The organism is Plantibacter sp. VKM Ac-2876, from assembly GCF_015350715.1.
Lineage (GTDB): Bacteria > Actinomycetota > Actinomycetes > Actinomycetales > Microbacteriaceae > Plantibacter > Plantibacter auratus.
On the sequence record NZ_JADKSI010000001.1, the window covers coordinates 154181 to 171880 of the forward strand.

Annotated in this window: 16 protein-coding genes; 7 read left to right on the plus strand and 9 right to left on the minus strand. The window is 70.6% G+C overall.

Features of this window, described 5'->3' with window-relative positions; all coding sequences use genetic code 11:
* Positions 1–148: 148 nt before the first annotated feature.
* Entirely contained in the window at positions 149–2140 is a 1992-nt protein-coding gene (gene recQ, locus ITJ62_RS00695; RefSeq protein WP_194599294.1) for a DNA helicase RecQ, read from the minus strand.
* A 209-nt stretch (positions 2141–2349) separates the two neighbouring features.
* On the opposite strand from recQ, the gene ITJ62_RS00700 reads away from it, so the two are divergent.
* Entirely contained in the window at positions 2350–3009 is a 660-nt protein-coding gene (locus ITJ62_RS00700) for a fasciclin domain-containing protein (RefSeq protein WP_194599295.1), read from the plus strand.
* A 127-nt stretch (positions 3010–3136) separates the two neighbouring features.
* Here the strand turns inward: ITJ62_RS00700 and ITJ62_RS00705 are convergent, their stop codons facing one another.
* The 5 genes from ITJ62_RS00705 to ITJ62_RS00725 all read right to left on the minus strand — a co-directional run bounded on the left by ITJ62_RS00705 (position 3137) and on the right by ITJ62_RS00725 (position 7072).
* Positions 3137–3793: a copper resistance CopC family protein gene (locus ITJ62_RS00705; RefSeq protein WP_194599296.1), complete on the minus strand. Its 657-nt coding sequence runs from the start codon at positions 3791–3793 to the stop codon at positions 3137–3139.
* Positions 3793–4560, minus strand: a complete 768-nt coding sequence (locus ITJ62_RS00710) for a YcnI family protein (protein WP_085511800.1) — start codon at positions 4558–4560, stop codon at positions 3793–3795. Before ITJ62_RS00710 ends, ITJ62_RS00705 begins: the two co-directional genes overlap by 1 nt.
* A gap of 143 nt (positions 4561–4703) precedes the next feature.
* A complete protein-coding gene (locus ITJ62_RS00715) occupies positions 4704–5318 on the minus strand; it encodes a hypothetical protein (protein ID WP_194599297.1) in 615 nt (204 codons plus the stop codon).
* 144 nt (positions 5319–5462) lie between these two features.
* Positions 5463–5906, minus strand: a complete 444-nt coding sequence (locus ITJ62_RS00720) for a DUF3592 domain-containing protein (protein WP_194599298.1) — start codon at positions 5904–5906, stop codon at positions 5463–5465.
* Positions 5907–5953: 47 nt separating this feature from the next.
* Entirely contained in the window at positions 5954–7072 is a 1119-nt protein-coding gene (locus tag ITJ62_RS00725) for an AI-2E family transporter (RefSeq protein WP_194599299.1), read from the minus strand.
* A 118-nt stretch (positions 7073–7190) separates the two neighbouring features.
* On the opposite strand from ITJ62_RS00725, the gene ITJ62_RS00730 reads away from it, so the two are divergent.
* The 5 genes from ITJ62_RS00730 (at position 7191) to ITJ62_RS00750 (ending at position 12554) form a co-directional block, all read left to right on the plus strand.
* Positions 7191–8141, plus strand: a complete 951-nt coding sequence (locus ITJ62_RS00730; RefSeq protein ID WP_194599300.1) for a pirin family protein — start codon at positions 7191–7193, stop codon at positions 8139–8141.
* 113 nt (positions 8142–8254) lie between these two features.
* Positions 8255–8836 carry an ECF transporter S component gene (locus tag ITJ62_RS00735; protein WP_071259786.1) on the plus strand — a complete coding sequence of 194 codons (582 nt, stop codon included), beginning with the start codon at positions 8255–8257 and terminating at the stop codon, positions 8834–8836.
* The gene (locus ITJ62_RS00740; RefSeq protein WP_194599301.1) at positions 8837–10588 is read left to right on the plus strand and encodes an ABC transporter ATP-binding protein; all 1752 of its coding nucleotides are present in this window, start codon (positions 8837–8839) and stop codon (positions 10586–10588) included. It begins immediately after the preceding gene.
* Positions 10585–11415: an energy-coupling factor transporter transmembrane protein EcfT gene (locus tag ITJ62_RS00745; protein WP_194599302.1), complete on the plus strand. Its 831-nt coding sequence runs from the start codon at positions 10585–10587 to the stop codon at positions 11413–11415. Before ITJ62_RS00740 ends, ITJ62_RS00745 begins: the two co-directional genes overlap by 4 nt.
* A gap of 47 nt (positions 11416–11462) precedes the next feature.
* On the plus strand, positions 11463–12554 hold the full coding sequence (locus ITJ62_RS00750; RefSeq protein WP_194599303.1) for an Rv2578c family radical SAM protein: 1092 nt from the start codon (positions 11463–11465) through the stop codon (positions 12552–12554).
* A 9-nt stretch (positions 12555–12563) separates the two neighbouring features.
* On the opposite strand, the gene ITJ62_RS00755 is transcribed toward ITJ62_RS00750, so the two are convergent.
* Positions 12564–12986, minus strand: a complete 423-nt coding sequence (locus ITJ62_RS00755) for a GNAT family acetyltransferase (protein ID WP_194599304.1) — start codon at positions 12984–12986, stop codon at positions 12564–12566.
* Positions 12987–13053: 67 nt separating this feature from the next.
* On the opposite strand from ITJ62_RS00755, the gene ITJ62_RS00760 reads away from it, so the two are divergent.
* Positions 13054–14571: a carboxylesterase/lipase family protein gene (locus ITJ62_RS00760; protein ID WP_194599305.1), complete on the plus strand. Its 1518-nt coding sequence runs from the start codon at positions 13054–13056 to the stop codon at positions 14569–14571.
* A gap of 36 nt (positions 14572–14607) precedes the next feature.
* On the opposite strand, the gene ITJ62_RS00765 is transcribed toward ITJ62_RS00760, so the two are convergent.
* Together ITJ62_RS00765 and ITJ62_RS00770 are read right to left on the minus strand one after the other, a co-directional pair.
* The gene (locus ITJ62_RS00765) at positions 14608–16035 is read right to left on the minus strand and encodes an exodeoxyribonuclease VII large subunit (RefSeq protein WP_194599306.1); all 1428 of its coding nucleotides are present in this window, start codon (positions 16033–16035) and stop codon (positions 14608–14610) included.
* A gap of 116 nt (positions 16036–16151) precedes the next feature.
* Positions 16152–17700: DEAD/DEAH box helicase (locus tag ITJ62_RS00770; RefSeq protein WP_194599307.1), on the minus strand; the 1549-nt coding region annotated here is incomplete at its 5' end.

The window sequence follows — 17700 nt, forward strand, 5'->3', positions numbered from 1 at the left end:
CTTTCACCCATGAAGACCTCCCACAATGGTAGGACTGTCATAACGATGGGCGAAAGCGCCTGTGGGATGTGGACAAGGGCCCGCCCGATCGTCGTCGATCGACTTGGTCCTCCCCCACAGCTGTCGCAGCTCGCTCCCAGGAGCGTCGTCAGGCGTTGGCGGCGACGACCTCGATGAGCGCCTGTCCGTAGGCGTCGAGCTTCTTCGCGCCGATGCCGCTGATGCCGTCGAGCGCACCGAGCGAGTCGGGCTTCGCCGTCGCGACCTCCCGCAGGGTCGCGTCGCCGAAGACGATGTAGGCGGGGACGCCCTGCTCCTTCGCCACCCCGGCCCGCCAGGCACGCAGGGCCTGGAACAGCTCCGCCGCGGCCGGTTCGAGCTCGGCGTTCGCGGTCGACGAGCGGGAGGACGACCTCGACGAGGAGCGCGCGGCGCGTTCCGGCTCGCGACGCATGGCGACCGGCCGGTTCCCGGCGAGCACCTCGGCGCTCCCCTCGGTGAGGCCGAGCGTGCCGTACTCGCCGACGGTGGCCAGGAGGTCGCGTGCGAGCAACTGACGGACGACGCCGCGCCACTCCTGGTCGCTGAGGTCCTCGCCGATGCCGAAGGTCGCGAGTTCGTCGTGCCGCTGCTGGGCGACGCGGTCGGTCCGCTTGCCGCGGAGGATGTCGATGATCTGCCCAGCGCCGAAGGACTGGTTGCGCTCGCGCTTCAGGCGCACGATCGTCGAGAGGAGCTTCTGCGCCGGCACGGTGCCGTCCCAGGTGACCGGCGGTTCGAGGCAGGTGTCGCAGTTGCCGCACGGCGTGGAGGGCTGACCGAAGTAGCGCAGCAGGTTGACCCGACGGCAGTCGACGGTCTCGCAGAGGGCCAGCATCGCGTCGAGGTGGGCGCTGAGGTTGCGCTGGTGCGCGAGGTCGCCCGGTGACTCGGCGATCATCCGCCGCTGCTGGACGACGTCCTGGAGGCCGTAGGCGAGCCAGGCGATGGACGGCTCGCCGTCGCGCCCCGCACGGCCGGTCTCCTGGTAGTAGCCCTCGACGCTCTTCGGGAGGTCGACGTGGGCGACGAAGCGGACGTCCGGCTTGTCGATCCCCATGCCGAAGGCGATGGTCGCGACGACCACGACGCCGTCCTCACGGAGGAAGCGGGACTGCGCAGCCGCTCGCACGGAGGCGTCGAGTCCGGCGTGGTACGCCACGGCGTCCACCCCGTTGTCTCGGAGGAGTTGCGCCGTCTGCTCCACCGTCTTGCGGCTCAGGCAATAGACGATCCCGGCGGTGCCGGCCGGCTGCTCCTTCACGAACGCGACGAGCTGCTTGCGGACCTCGTTCTTGCCGACGATCCGGTACTGGATGTTCGGGCGGTCGAAGCTCGAGACGAAGTGCTTCGCCTCGCCGAGGTGGAGCCGCTGCGTGATCTCCTGGTGCGTCGCCTCGGTGGCCGTCGCGGTGAGCGCGATGCGCGGGACGTCGGGCCAGCGTTCGGCGAGCTCGCCGAGCATGAGGTAATCGGGGCGGAAGTCGTGCCCCCACTGCGACACGCAGTGCGCCTCGTCGATCGCGAGCAGGGCGATGGTGCCTTGGCCGAGGAACCGTCGCGTCGCCTCGGAGCTCAGCCGCTCCGGCGCGACGTAGAGGAGGTCGAGCTCGCCGGCGAGGTAGGCCTGTTCGACCCGGGAGCGCTCAGCGGGATCCTGCGTCGAGTTGAGGAACGCGGCGCGGACGCCGACGGCGAGGAGTGCGTCGACCTGGTCCTGCATGAGGGCGATGAGCGGGGAGACGACGATGCCGGTGCCCGGCCGGAGCAGCGCGGGGATCTGATAGCAGAGGCTCTTGCCTCCACCCGTCGGCATGAGGACGACCGCGTCGCCGCCGCCGGCGACCTGCTCGATGATCTGCTGCTGCTCGCCGCGGAACGCGTCGTACCCGAAGACGGTGTGGAGTGCCTCCTGGGCCGTGGCGAACTTCTGGCCTGCCGCGCGGGCCGCCACCGGAGCCGCGGCTGGAGCGGACGCGACCGCTCCGCTCCCCCACGCGACACCGCCGCCGAGGTACGCGTCGTCGGGCGGTGGGGCGTCGAAGTCGTCGGGAGCGTCCGCGTCGTCCGGGATCCAGTCGGGTTCGGTGCTCCAGCTCATCCGTCGATCGTAGCCGCAGCGGCTGACACCCCGGTGCGCCTCCACAGGAACGGATCCGAAGAATTTCGCTCCTCTTAATGCGCGACCCCGTCCGACACGCGATCGGATCTTTTTCCAAACCACCCCCGTGGGGGCTCCGAAGTGTCATCGAGGGCCGGTTCTGAGAGGCACTCGAACAGCCGGTCCAACCGTCATCAAAGGAGAATCACATGCGTACCATCAAGCGAAACCACATGGCAGTGCTCGCACTCGCCGCCGTCGCGACCTTCGGCCTCGCAGCCTGTTCCAGCGGCTCCAGCTCCGACAGCGGTTCCTCGATGGAGCCGAGCTCCGCTCCCTCCGAGTCGAGCATGACCGCCGACCCCGCAGCGGACCTCGTCGGCTCGGGCTGCGCCGCCTACGCCGAGGCTGTCCCGGACGGTGCAGGCTCCGTCGCCGGCATGTCGGCCGACCCCGTCGCCGTCGCCGCGTCCAACAACCCGCTGCTGACCACGCTCACCGCTGCCGTCTCCGGCCAGCTGAACCCCGACGTCAACCTCGTCGACACGCTGAACGGCTCCGAGTTCACCGTCTTCGCCCCGGTCGACGACGCGTTCAAGAAGATCGACGCCGCGACGATCGACAGCCTCAAGACGCCTGAGGGTGCCGCGACGCTGACCTCGATCCTCACGTACCACGTGATCCCCGGCCAGATCGCTCCGTCCGACATCGATGGTGAGCAGACCACCGTCGAGGGTGGAACCGTCAAGGTCGAGGGCTCGGGCGACAACATCACCGTCAACGGTGCCAAGGTCATCTGCGGTGGCGTGAAGACCGCCAACGCGACCGTGTACCTCATCGACTCGGTGCTGATGCCGCCGGCAAAGTAGCCGACCGCGGGTTCACCCGCACGCTACACCGGTAACAGCGACAGCCCCGCCATCCTCTCGAGGATGGCGGGGCTGTTCCGTTGTGTCGGGACCCTTCGACACGCTCAGGGACCGGAACGGGTGCGGCTCAGGGCGCGGGGGCGTCCGTACCGTGGTCGTCCGAGGTCGGCTCCGGCTTCCGCCGGGTCACGAGCAGGACGCCGATGCCGGCGATCAGGACGACGCCGATCGCGCCGACGATCCACCACACATCGCCACTGAGCCCGCCAGAGGACGACTCCGGCTCGACACCGCCCGCCTCCGACGAGGGCTCGACCGTGGAGGCACCGCTCGTCGCGCACGCGGGCTTCGCACTGCCCACGGCGAGCTCCTGGCCTTCGGCCGGTGCCCACTCGAAGGTGTAGCTGCCCGACAGCGGGTGGCCGTCGGTCGAGACGAGCTGCCAGACGACGGTGTACTCGCCGGGTTGCCCGAGCTGCAGCGGCATGACGAGCGCTGGGCCGTTCACGGCTGCGCACGCGGTGCCGTAGTACAGCCGCTCGTCGCCGGGACCGGTCACCTGGATCTGGTTGGACTGGCCGGCTTCCCCGAGGTCGAGCAGGTTGTCGTTCGTCGTGATGACGAGCTGCTCCGGCTGCTCCGTGATCGTCGACCCCTCGGCCGGCGTCGTCGAGATGATGCTGTTGTGCGCTGAGGCCGGCTGGGCCACGGCGAGCACCGCTGCGACCGCGAGGAACGCGGTCGCAGCGGTGCCGACGAGACGGCGACGACGGGAGACCGTCATCAGGCCTGGCGCTTCGCGTCGGACGCTGCGCGGCGTGCGGAGGCGGCGATGACGATGCCGGCGGCACCGACGACGAGACCGGCGATACCGAGCACGCGGCCCAGCACGTCGGTGGTGCCGGCGTCGGTCGCGGCGGCGGCCTCGGTGTGGTCGCCGTCACCGTCGTCGTCCATGGCGGCGCCACCGTGGTGGTCGCCGGCCTCGGCAGCGGTCACGACGACGACCGGCGCCGGCGACTCGAGGTCGTCCTCGGTCTGACCGTCCTTCGCGACGTCGGTCCAGTCGGTCTGGCCGACCTCGCACGTCTGCGTCACCGGGAAGACGAGGGTCTTGCCCTCGGCGTCGGCCGGCAGCTGGACCTGGAAGGAGACGGTGTCGCGGTAGCCGTCGGCGAGCGGCGTCTTGGCCGTGTAGACGACCGTGCCGACGCGCTCGGCGAGCTGCTCACCGTGACTGTCGGTGATGGGCTTCGCGAGCGGGGCCATCTGCTTGTCGATGGTCCAGTTCGGGTTGACCGTCGGCGTCACGGCGTTGATCTCCTCGGGGATCTCGAAGGAGAGGCTCGTCGTGGGCGAGCCGTCGCAGCCGTGACCGACGGCGAAGCTCAGCACCGTGTAGGAGCCGGCGGCCGTGGAGGTCGGCGTGACGCTGACGTGGGCGCTGGCGGCGAGTGGTGCGCCGACCGCGAGGAGCGCTCCGGCGCCGATGGCGACGGCACCGAGCACGGCGGGCTTGCGGAAGGTCGGGCGGGGGGTGGTTGCGTTCATGATCGTCCTGTCGACTGATCCGCACGGCGTCGAGCGTGCGGAAAGGGATGGCTCACGCCGGATGGCGCGCCGAAGGGTGCTGCTGCGTCGGGGCCGACCCGGCCACGCACCGCACCCGTCCCGGTCGGAGGGTGGTGCGTCGGTCAGGCGGCGGCGAGCGCCGGCGGACCGCGGTGTCGCAGGTGGAGCAGGACCACCCCGAGGTTGCGGGGACGACGGTTGACGCGGACCCAGCGCACCCGGCGGGGCGCGGGGACGAGGTGCGTCGGTGCCGCGCGGCGGGCGAGGATCCGGACGGTCAGAGCGGCGAGCGCTGCGAGTGTCGCGCGTTCGGCGAACAGGATGGCTGCGATGGTCGCGACGGCCGCGACGAGGTGCGCCGCCCACATCGTGGTGTCGCCGTGGGTGTGCGCCGCGGTGACGCCGCCGGTCGCGAGTTCGACGACACCGTGCCGGTGCCAGTCGGCGGGGCCGGTCGCGCCGCCGGATGCGACCGTGGCACTGACGGTGCTCGGGACGAGGGTGAAGAGCGCGTGGTAGCCGAGCTGGCTCACGAGCACGGAGGCGATGACCCCGAGTGCGGTGATGCGTCGGCCGGCGAGGAGGACGCAGACCAGGACGGCGAAGGTGCCACCGACCAGGAGCACGAACGCCGACGGCGCGGCGGCCCCGCCGATCGTGTGCGAGAGGGCGGCGGCGAAGGTGGCGAACGCGGCTGCGGCGGTGCCGCGGGCGACACGGGCCCACCGTTCCGTCATGCGATGCCTCCGGGAGAGCGAGCGGACCAGGTGTCGACGCTCGTGCACACAGCCTACCCGAGCGTCGCCCTTCGACAGGCTCAGGGACCGGGGAGGGGAGCTCAGGGACCGGGGAGGGGAGCTCAAGGACCGGGGAGCGGGTGCTCAGGACCCGGTGTCGGCGACGAACAGCAGGACGATCGAGGCGATGGAGCAGACGACGCCGATGCCGAAGGTCACGCCGAAGAGCAGCCGGAGCGCTCTCGTGTGATCGGCCGTCCGGCGGAAGCGTGCGCGCGACGGTTCCCGACGGGCGTAGAAGACGTTCGGCTCCTCGGGGTCGCGCAGGGCGTCGAACTCCGCATCCGTGACGGGCCGTGAGTACAGCTCGGCCGCCTCCGTCATCCAGCGGACCTCGCGCCCCGGACCGCGATCGACGTCCCCGCCGCCCGCGTCCTCCGGCAGGTCCACGATGACCCCGTGCGTCTCCACCCAGCTGCCGTCCGCCGCCCGCGCGATGAGCATGACGAGCAGCACGGCGACGGCGCTGCCGAAGCCGATCCAGGTGAAGACCTCGAAGACGAGGCCGAGGAGATCGTGGGGGTCCACGATCACATGCTATCCGGCGGGCGGACCCACGGCCCTGACGGCCTCGCTCAGACGGACTCGGGTCGCTTCTGCCGCATGGGCTCGGCCGGCTGGTCCGGACCGTTCCAGACACCGACGATGCCCCAGGCGACCGCGGCGATCGGGACGGCGAGGACCGCGCCGACGATGCCGCCGAGGATGGTGCCGGCGGTCAGGGCGAGGAGGACGACGAGGGCGTGCAGCTTGAGCGAGCGTGCCATGACGACGGGCTGGAGGAAGTTGCCCTCGAGCTGGTTCACGAGCACGACGATGCCGACGACGATGAGGGCGGCGACCGGACCGTTGGCGACGAGGGCGACGAGCGCCGCCAGGATGCCCGCGGCGGTCGCACCGACGATCGGGATGAAGGCGGTCAGGAACACGATGACGCTGAGCGGCAGGGCGAGCGGGACCCCGATGATCGCGAGGCCGATGCCGATGCCGATCGCGTCGACGGCCGCGATCGTGGCGGTGCCGCGCACGTACCCGCCGAGGGTGTCCACCGTCTTGCCGCCGATGCGCTTGGCACGGTCGTACGCGGTTCCGGTGAAGGGGCGGAGCAGGAACTCCCAGAGCCGCGGCCCGTCCTTGAGGAAGAAGAACAGGACGACGACCATGAGCACCAGGCCGGTGAGGAAGCTCGCCGTCGCGGAGACGCCGGCGAGTGCCCCGCTGCCGAACTGGCTCGAGGTGAGGAAGTCGACCGCGGTCTGCTTGGCGTCCTCGATCTGCTTCTCGTCGATGTCGAACGGCAGGGTGCCGAGCCAGTCCTGCAGCTGGCCGAAGCCCTTCGAGGCGGAGTCGACGAGGTCGTCCCACTGGCTGCGAACGGCCCAGACGATGAGCCACCCGATGCCGCCGAGGACGACCAGGATCGAGACGAGGGCGATCCAGGTGGCGAGGATCGACGGGAGCCCCTTCGACCGCATCCACCGCATCAGCGGGTAGATCGCCGAGGCGAGGATGAGCGCGATGACGACGGGGATCATCACGAGCGAGAGCTGGGTCAGCGCGAAGACGATCAGCGCGGCGACCGCGACGATGGCGAGCGTCTGGATGCTCCGGGTCGCGAACGTGCCGATGCGGTCGTGCCAGAGGCCGCGGGCGAGCGGCTCCGGTGCGTCCTCATGCTTGTCGAACAGGCCCATGGGATCCCCAATCTCGGCAGCGGCGGAGCCGGACGAGCCCCGCGCCCAGTCAACCACGTCGGTGCGGGCCGAGGTCAGGCCGAGCGGGAGTAGCGTTGTCCGTGATAAGGAGGCGCTCATGACGAGACTCGACGCCGACCCGGTCCCCAGCGTCTGCCACGCACCTGACGGATCCGGGACGAGAATCCTCGAGGCCCGCGAGGTCCCCCTCGGCGGCGTCCGCGGCCTGAGCGTCCATCGCACCCTCCCGCAGCGCGAGCTGCCGATGATCGGCGCCTGGTGCTTCCTCGACCGCTTCGACGAGGACCGCTCGCTGATGCGCGTGCTGCCGCATCCGCACACCGGCCTGCAGACCGTGACGTGGCCGCTCGTCGGCGACATCCGCCACCGCGACAGCGTGGGCAGCGACGTGGTCGTCCGCCCGGGCGAGCTCAACCTCATGACGAGCGGCCGAGGCGTGTCGCACTCCGAGTTCTCGGTGGGCGAGGAGGCGGCTGCGATGCACGGCCTCCAGTTGTGGGTGGCGCTCCCTGAGGCCGCCGCCTCGGTGCCGGCGGCGTTCGAGCAGCACACGGACCTGCCCGTCCACCGCGCTCCGGGCCTGGAGGCGACCGTCCTCGTCGGCACGCTCGGCGGGGTGACGTCGACCGCGACCGTCCATTCGCCCCTGCTCGGTGCCGACGTGACCCTCGAGGCCGACACCGTCGTCGAGGTGCCGGTGGATCCGGCCTTCGAGCATGGCGTCCTCGTGCTCGACGGAGTGGTCGAGGTCGGCGGCGTCGAACTCGGCTCCGGCCCGTTGCTCTACCTGGCGCCCGGGTGCGATCGACTCGAGCTCCGGAGCGCGAGCGGTGCCCGCTTCGTGCTCCTCGGAGGGACGCCGTTCCCGGAGGAGCTGGTCATGTGGTGGAACTTCGTCGGTCGCAGCCACGAGGACATCGAGTCCGCCCGGGAGGACTGGGAGGCGGGGTCGCCGCGTTTCGGTTCGGTCGCCGGCCACGGCACGGACCGCATCCCGGCGCCGCCCTTGCCGAACGTCCGTCTGACCCCGCGCCGACGCTCGATCTGATCGCCCGGATCGGCCGCTCGGGACCCCGTTCCGAGCGGTGTCCGTCGGCGTCTCGACGGGCCGATAAAGGATAGGCTGTCCTCAGGAGATCGGCTGCTCGTGAAGGTGGGCTCATGCAACGTCTGAGTACGCGACTGCTGCTGACCTGCGCCGCCATCGGCGTCGGCGGCGGCCTCGTCTTCGTCGTCTCCGGGTACGTCGGCGGCACGATCTCAGCGACCGCCCCCGTGCTCTACGGCCTCATCATCGGCGTGTACTTCCTGCCGGGCGTCGTCTCCCAGGCGCTCCTCCGACGTGGTGGTGTGGCCCTCATGACCGGGCTCACCGCCGGGCTCGTCTCCGCGGCGTTCAGCCCGCAGTGGTTCTTCCGCTACTTCGGCACCGGTCTCGCGATCGGGCTCCTGCAGGAGATCCCCTTCGCCGTGTCGCGCTACCGCGTCTGGAAGGCCTGGGTCTTCTACCTGGCAGCGGGCATCGCGGGACTCGTCTTCGGCGGCTCCGTGCTCGTCGTCCTCGGGATCGAGCACTTCGCGCCCCTCGCCCAGACGGTCTACATCGCGCTCTTCGTCCTCAGCCCGATCGCCTTCACCGCGCTCGGGCGGGCGGTCGCAGCGGCGCTCGCGAGAGCCGGTGTGGGGCGGTCCATCGCGAAACCCCTGCAGCGCGACCGCGGCTCGGCCGGCACGCGGGCCTGAGTGGACCCCGTACCGCCGACGCACCCCGCCACCGTCGTCCGGCGGGTGCGCATCCGTCACGACGAGCGCGAGGAGTGGACCCCGGACGACGTGTCGTTCCAGGTCGCACCCGGTGAGGTGGTGCTCCTGCTCGGGCCGAGCGGCTCAGGGAAGTCGACGCTCGCGCTGGCCCTCAACGGCCTCGTCCCCCACGCTGTCCCGGCCGAGTTCGAGGGTGCTGTGGTCACCGGCGGGCTCGACACGTCCACCTCGACGGTCGCGCAGCTGAGCGAGCACGTGGCGATGGTGTTCCAGGACCCCGACGCGCAGATCGTCACCGGAACGGTCCTCGACGAGGTGTGCTTCGGCCCGGAGAACCTCCTGCTCCCCGTCGAGGAGGTGCTGTCCCGCGCCGAACGGGCGCTCCGGCAGGTCGGGCTCTGGGAGCGCCGGACCGAGAACCCCGACCGGCTCTCGGGCGGAGGCCGACAGCGACTCGCGATCGCCTGCGCCCTGGCCATGGGGAGCGACCTCCTCGTCCTCGACGAGCCGACGGCGAACCTCGATCCGGCCGGGATCGAGGAGGTCTACGCCGCCCTCCGTTCACTCGTCTCCGGACCCGACGGCGCCGGGAAGCGGCACGCGATCCTGCTCGTCGAGCACAACCTCGACGCCGCCATCGACCTCGTCGACCGGGTCGTCGTCCTCGATCGCGACGGGCGGCTCGCCTTCGACGGCCCGACCCGCGACGTCCTGCTCGGACACCTCGACGAGCTCCTCGCCATGGGTGTCTGGCTTCCCGTCGCGACGCTCGCCGCGCTGCGTCTGCGGTCGGCCGGTGTCGCGTTGCCGAACCTCCCCCTGACACCCGCCGAGTTGACCGCCGCACTCGACGCGATCGCGCTGCCGACGCCGCCGCCGGCGGTAGCCGTCGCGCCGGTCACCGCCGAGGGACCGGTCGCGGTCCGCGTCGACCGGCTCAGCGTCGAACGCGGTCGCGGCCGCCGGCGCACCCCGATCCTCCATGAGGTGAGCCTCGAGGTCGTTGCGGGTGACTTCCTCGCGGTGATCGGGACGAACGGTGCCGGCAAAACGACCCTGCTCCAGGCGATCGCCGGGGTGGTCCGGCCACCCCGCGGCCGCATCGACGTCGGCGGGATCGACCCGGCGCGCAGCGACGTCCGGACGATCGCGGCGCACATCGGCTTCGTCTTCCAGAACCCCGAGCACCAGTTCATCGCCCACACCGTCCATGACGAACTCGCGCACGGCCTGCGGATCCGGGGCGTCGACGACACCGGGATCGAGCGGCGCGTCGACGACCTGCTGCGGCGGTTCGGCCTGGAATCCGCGCGCGACGTGCACCCGTTCCTCCTCTCCGGCGGCCAGAAGCGCCGGCTGTCCGTCGGGAGCGCCCTCATCGCCGGAGCTCCGGTGCTCGCGCTCGACGAACCGACCTTCGGTCAGGACCGGGCGCGGGCGAACGAGCTCCTGGACCTCCTCGCCGGACTCAACGCGCAGGGCACCACGGTCCTCGTCGTGACCCACGACCTCCAGCTCGTCGCCGATCACGCGAGTCACGTCGCGGTCATGGCCGACGGTCGCCTGCTCGCCCACGACACGACCGCCGTGGTCCTCGGCGACGAGGAGCTCCTGCGCCGCGCGGGGCTCCGGCCACCGCCGCTCGCCCAGGCGATGCGCTCGCTGACGAACCACCCCGACTGGCGGCACCTGTCGAGACTCGACGACCTGCCCGGGGCGGCCGCCCGATGAGCGCCACGACGATCGACCCGTACGCGTCGAGCACGGCACCGGCCGGTCGATTCCTGTACCGGTTGAACCCGCTCGCGAAACTCGGCGCTCCGCTCCCGGTGATGATCCTGCTCGCGTTCACGAGGGACCCGGTCACGCCGGCGCTGTTCATCGCCCTCGCGGTCGTCGTCATCCTCGTCGGAGCCAGCCTGACGCGGACGGTCGCCCTCCTACTCTTCGTGGCGCTGCCGCTCCTCGTCGCGATCATGTCGTTCAGCTTCGGCCTGTGGACCGACCCGAGCCGCGTCGACCAGTCCGTCCTACTGTTCCAGGTCGGCGACTACCGGTTCTTCCTCGGCGCGCTGCTCGTCGGCCTCGCAACGGCACTGCGGCTCGCGGCCCTCCTCGTCCTCGCCTGCATCGGCGGCCTCACCTCGACCGGCCCGGAGTTCGTCCGCGCGATGATCCAGCAGCTGCACGTGCCCTACCGGATCGGGTACACGGCGCTCGCCGCCTACCGGTTCGTGCCGCGGTTCGGGCACGAGCTGGAGGTGATCCGTTCCGCCCACCGGGTCCGCGGCATGGCCGAGGGTCGCGGAACGATCGCCGCCGTCCGCCGCGCCGCCGGCGCCGTCGTGCCGCTGCTGGCCGGTGCCATCCGCCACGCGGAGCGGGTCGCGCTCGCCATGGACTCCCGCGCGTTCGGTGCCCATCCGCAGCGCACGGAGCGGACCCGCATCCCCTTCCGGACCCGCGACTGGTGCTTCATGGTCGCCTTCTGGCTCGTGAGTGCTGCCCTCCTCTGGTGGAGCCTCACCGCCGGACCGGGCCCCGTCATCCGGAACTGATCGTCCGGAGTCACCCGGAGCACTCGAACATATGTTCTAATGGAGGCATGCGGTGGAGCGGACAGGAACTCGGGGTTGAGACGACGTCGGCGCTGCCGGGCCTCGCGAAGCTGAACAACCTCGTGCGCAGCGTCCAGACGCCCGAGTTCGCCGGGATCACCTTCCACGAGGTGCTCGCGAAGTCCGCACTCAACCGCGTACCCGGCCAGTCCGTGATGCCGTTCGGGTGGACCATCAACCCCTATCGGGGATGCTCGCATGCGTGTTTTTACTGCTTCGCTAGACCGACTCACACATATCTGGACCTCGACGCCGGGAAGGACTTCGACTCGCAGCTCATCGTCAAGGTGAACGTCGCCGAGGTCCTCGAGAAGGAGCTCGCGAAGGCGAGCTGGGGCAGGCACCCGGTGGCACTCGGCACGAACACCGACCCGTACCAGCGCGCCGAGGGCAAGTACCGCCTCATGCCGGGGATCATCAAGGCCCTCGCCGACTCGGGAACCCCGTTCTCGATCCTGACGAAGGGCACGCTGCTCCGGCGCGACCTGCCCCTCCTGTCCGAGGTCGCTCAGCGCGTACCGGTCGACCTCGCCATGTCGATCGCCATCTACGACGACGAGCTCCAGCAGTCGATCGAACCCGGCACCCCGACGGCGGCGGCCAGACTCGCGACCGTCCGCGCCGCTGCCGACCTCGGCTTCGACGTCGGGGTCTTCATGATGCCGATCCTCCCCTACCTGACCGACACCGTCGACCACCTCGACCTCGCCCTGTCGCGCATCCGCGAGGCCGGCGCGAGCACCGTCCTCTTCTCGACCCTGTACCTGAAGGCCGGCGTCAAACCCTGGTTCATGCAGTGGCTGTCGCGGGAGCACCCCGAGCTCGTCGACCGCTACACCTCGATGTATGCCGACGGCGCCTACGCCCCGAAGGAGTACCGGAAGTGGCTGGCCGCGCGCATCCGCCCGATGATCCGCGATCACGGGCTCGAGCGCGGCACCGAGGACCCCGCCACCGGGGGTGTCCGCTCGTCGGCGCTCGGCATGCTGCGCGACGGGTACGGCGAGCGGGCCGAGCTGCGCAAGCGCGCCCCCGAGTTCGTCACCACCGGCCTGCAGGTCCAGCCGACCCTCTTCTGACCGGGAGCGTCAGGCGTCGGGGATGAGCCGCTTGCTGAGCAGCGCGACCTCGTCGGTGCCGTACCCGAGCGCCTCGTAGAACCCGATCACGCGGTCGTTGCCCGTCCGGACCATGAGGTTGATCTTCGGGCACCCGAGTTCGATGAGCAGACGCTCGGCCTCGACCATGAGCCGCCGTCCGAGCCCGCCGCCCTGCTGGGCCGGCGACACCGCCAGGTAGTGCACCCACCCGCGGTGGCCGTCGTACCCCACCATCGCCGTGCCGACGAGGGCGCCGTCGCCGTCGGTGGCGACGAGGAACAGCTCGGGCTGCGTCGTCGACTTGCGCTCGATGTCCTTCGCCGGGTCGTTCCACGGTCGGGTGATCCCGACGGTGTGCCAGAGGGCGATGACGGGCTCGGTGTCGGAAGGCGTGAAGGGACGGATCTGCATCAGCCCAGTCTTCCGCACACGCGGCGTCGATACAGTTGGTCACCCGAGCATCGACGAACGGACCCGTATGAGCATCGACCCTGGCCTGGAACCGACCGGCGAACCGATCCCTGCGCGCGACGGATCGACGCCGGTCACCGTCACCATCGGCAGCGGCCCGATCACCGGGGTCACCGAAGCGGGTGTCTCCCGATTCCTCGGTATCCCCTACGCGGCGGCACCGTTCGGCGACGACCGCTTCCGACTCCCCCAGCCGGTCGTCCCCTGGGAGGACGCCCGCGATGCGACCCGCCCCGGAGCGACCGCCCCGCAGCCGCCCTACACCGGCGCGGTCGGCGAGCTGCTCGCCACGGTGACGGTGCCGGGCAACGAGATCCTGAACCTCAACGTCTGGACCCCGGCCGAGCGGTCGGACACCCCGCTCCCGGTCATGGTGTGGATCCACGGTGGCTCGCTCGTGCACGGCTCCAACGCGCTCGACTCGTACGACGGCACCGCGTTCGCTCGCGACGGCGTCGTCCTCGTCTCCATCAACTACCGCCTCGGGTCCGAGGGGTTCTCGGTGCTCGACGACGTACCGCTGAACCTCGGTCTCGCCGACCAACTCGCGGCGTTGACGTGGGTGCAGGACGAGATCGCCCGGTTCGGCGGTGACCCCGACAACGTCACCGTCTTCGGCGAATCCGCGGGCGGGGCCTCGGTCGCGGCACTCCTCGCACACCCGGACGCCTCGTCCGTGATGCGACGGGCGATCATCCAGAGCGGCCCGCTGCGCTCGGAACCCCGAGAGCGCTCCGGCCGGATCTCGAAGCTCATGGCCAAGGACCTCGGCGTGCCGACCACCAGGGCCGGCTTCCGCCGTGTGCCGCCCGAGGGACTCGTCGGGGCCCAGGAGCGGGTGATGGGCGGAGGCAACCCGCTGACCGGCGGTCCGGGGTTCTCGATCACGACGTCGTCGCCACTCGCGCCGATGAGTCCGCTGGACGCCCTGGTGTCGGGCGGCTCCGCCGACATCCCCGTGCTCATCGGGACGACGACGGAGGAGCACCGACTGTTCCTCGTCCCGACCGGCATCGCCCGGCGGATCACGCGCCTCCAGCTGTTCGCGGCGCGACTGCGCTTCGGGGTCAGTGCTTCGGCTGTGCGGACCTTCCGCCGCAACCGTCCGAAAGCGAAGTCCGGCGAGATCCTCGGGGCGATCGCCACCGACATCCTGCTCCGCGTCCCGCTCAATCAACTGGCGGACGCACGCGCCGACAACGGCTCGGACACCTGGGTGTACGAGTTCGCCTGGCGGAGCCCGGTCGGTGGGGACGGCGAGGGAGAGCTCGGTGCGGCCCACGCGATGGAGATCGGCTTCGTCTTCGACCACCTCGACTCCCCGGAGGCGGTCCGCATGGCGGGCTCGTCCGCCCCGCAGTCGCTCGCGACCGCGATGCACGACGCCTGGGTCGCGTTCGCGAAGACAGGGGACCCGGGCTGGCAGCGTTGGGACGCCACCCGTCCGGTCCGGACCTTCGACGGGGTCGACGACGCCGTCGTCCTCGCGCCGCGCGACGACGAGCGGGCTGCCCTCACCCGGTAGCGGTCGCTTGGCGGGGCGGCACGTCTACGCGACGGCTCATTCGGCGAAGTGCCGTCGGAATTGTCTCGGAGTTCGCACCTGAGCCGCGGTGACGAACCACGACTCGTCATCGATCGGCGGCCATCCTCGCTTCCGTTGCCTCGCGGTCACCCACGTCGCTCGTCTCCCTGATGAACCGCTGCAAGCCATCATGAGGAGGCAGCCTGCGGCCATCCAAGCCAGCACCGGGGCACTTGCGGAGTTCCCGGCGAGCACGGCGAGGGACGAGCCCGCGAGGATGACGCCCGCCACGGCCCACAGCATCGCGAGGATCGCTCCGCGCACACGCAGTCGATACATCGCCGCGGACCTCGCCTCGTCGATCCGTCGGTGGAACTGCCAATCGGCGGATGCTCTCGCCGCCCTGAGTTCGGCGGCTTCGTGCTTCCGCTGACGGGCGAGGTCATCGTGTCGATCCCGGTTTCGCGAATGAAGTGCGGACGGATGCGCCGACGACTTCTCGACCCGGCGCGCTGGCCGCGACTGCGCAAAGGCGATCGCACCGATCCGCTTCCCCAGGTCGGTTGGTGTCGTCGCGGCTGCGAAAGCAGCGCGGTCACTGACCGTCAGATCGGCCGAGTGCCCGATTCCGGTCAGAACCGGAACAGCGCAGTCCAGGATCGCTCGGACGACTCGGACATCGTCGAGCGCGGCGCGGCCGCTCCAATGCCCGCCACCACGGTGAATGGCGACGACGGTCTCGCCGTCTGACGACACGGCTTCCAGCGCAGCTGACAACGGTGCCGCGTCGAAGCTCACCGGCATGTGGTCCTCGCGAAGTCCCGCCTTCCTGAAGCCGCCGGAGAATTCGTCGTTCGTCTGAGAATCGGCCGGCCTCAGCACGACGACGCGCTTGACCTGTATTCCCAATGCCGTCAGCCGCCTCGCGATCTGGGGACCGGATTCCGCGTACGGGTTGACGGCGGACCGCCCCTCGAACCGCTCGGGCCGCGCAGCTCGCTGAGCGGCCAGGTATCGTTCGGCCTCGGCACGCGCCACATATGCGGCTCCGGCATGTGGCACGGATGTGGCGCTCACCTTCTCCACGCGGAGTTGCCGTTCTCCGCTCTTCCCCGATACCTCGAAGCGTCCGCTGACCGCGATGAGCGCACCCTCGGAGAGGACGGTGAGCAGGTCCTGCTGCAGGAATCTCTCGATCCGCTGTCGGTCCGGCGCCAGCACCAGCATCCTCGTCCAGCGCCCGTCGATGTCGGACAGATCGAATCGCACCGTCCGACCGTCGGAGGACTCACGCGGCGCTCGACACTCGCCCGCCAACGCCACCGTTCCGACGGTCGCGACCGCGTCAGCGTACAGCGAGGCACCACGGGCGACATCGACGGGTCTCCGTCCCAACGGCTTTCGTGCCGCATCGACGACTCGCGCCAGTTCAGCGGCAACGGACATCCTCGGTGCATCACTCATATATCGTGAGCCTACTCACGGGCTGTCTCGGGCTCAAGAGAACTCGGGTCCACGAAACCGGAACGCGGAACGCCCGCCGAGCGTGAGCTCGGCGGGCGTCCCTGATGCGGTGCGGACTACGCGGTGGCGATGTCCTCGACGAGCTGGTCGCCGGGGGCGGCGTCGTCGAACGCGGCCTCGATCTCGGCGCGGTCGAGCAGTTCGGTCATCCGGCGGCGACGGGCCTTGGGGATGATCGTGACGACGCGACCGATCTTGCCGGCACGACCGGTGCGGCCGGCACGGTGCAGGTACGTCTTGTACTCGTCCGGGGCGTCGGCCTGCACGACGAGCGTGATGTCGTCGACGTGGATGCCGCGTGCGGCGACGTCGGTGGCGACGAGCACGTTGACCCGACCCGAGGTGAGCTTCTCCAGGTTGCGCGTGCGGCGCGCCTGGTTGAGGTCGCCGTGGAGCGAGACGGCGGGGATGCCCGCCATGCCGAGCTGCTCCGCGAGACGCTCGGCGTACGCCCGGGTGCGGGCGAACACGAGGGTCTTCTCGGTGCGGTTGACGAGCTCCTCGATGAGGCGGTCCTTGCCCTTGTGCTCCACCACCAGCACGCGGTGGTCGATCGTGGAGGACGCCTGGTCCTCACCGGCGACCTCGTGCACCGACGGGTTCGGGAGGAACTCGTTGACGAGGGCTGCGACACCCTTGTCGAGGGTGGCGGAGAAGAGGAGCTTCTGGCCGTCGGGCGCGGTGCGACGCAGGATGCGCTGCACGGGCTCGAGGAAACCGAGGTCGCACATGTGGTCGGCCTCGTCGAGGACGGTCACGGTGACCTGCGAGAGGTCGAGGCGACCCTGCTCGATGAGGTCCTCGATGCGACCGGGCGTACCGACGATGATGTCGACGCCGCGCTGCAGTGCGCCGACCTGGCGACCCTGCGGGACACCGCCGTAGATCTGTGTGGTGAAGAGGCCGACGGCGCGCGCGATGGGCTGCACGGTGCGGTCGATCTGCAGGGCGAGCTCACGCGTCGGGGCGAGGATGAGGGCGCGGGGCTTGCGACCCGGCTTGCGGTTCTTGCCGCCGCCGTTCTCCATGAGCTTCTCGACGAGCGGGGCACCGAAGGCGATGGTCTTCCCGGAGCCGGTGCGGCCACGGCCGAGCACGTCGCGGCCTGCGATGACGTCCGGGATGGTCGCCGCCTGGATCGGGAACGGGCTGTCGGCGCCGAGCTCGGCGAGCGCACGGACGATGTTGCCGCCGAGGCCGAGGCTCTCGAAGGTCACACCCTCGACGTCGCCGGCCTGGATCGCGTCGGCCTCGAGGCGCTCGAGCACCACGTCGTCCTGGGGCGTGTAGGAGCCTGCGTCGCGCTTCGGGTAGTAGTCGCTGCCACGGCCGGCGTCGGACGCGCCGCGGTCGTCGAACGAGCGCTTGGGGCGGTCGTCGAAGGACCGCTTGGGGCGGTCGTCATACGAACGCGCCGGACGCTCCTCGAAGGAACGCTTCGGACGGTCGTCGTAGGAACGCGCGGGGCGGTCGGTGCGGTTCGCCTGACGCGGGTCACCCTGACGAGCCGGGCGGTCACCGTAGGACGGACGCTCGGTGCGCTCGCCGCGGTTGTACGCGGGACGCTCGGTGCGGTCACCGTAGGCCGGACGCTCGTTGCGGTCG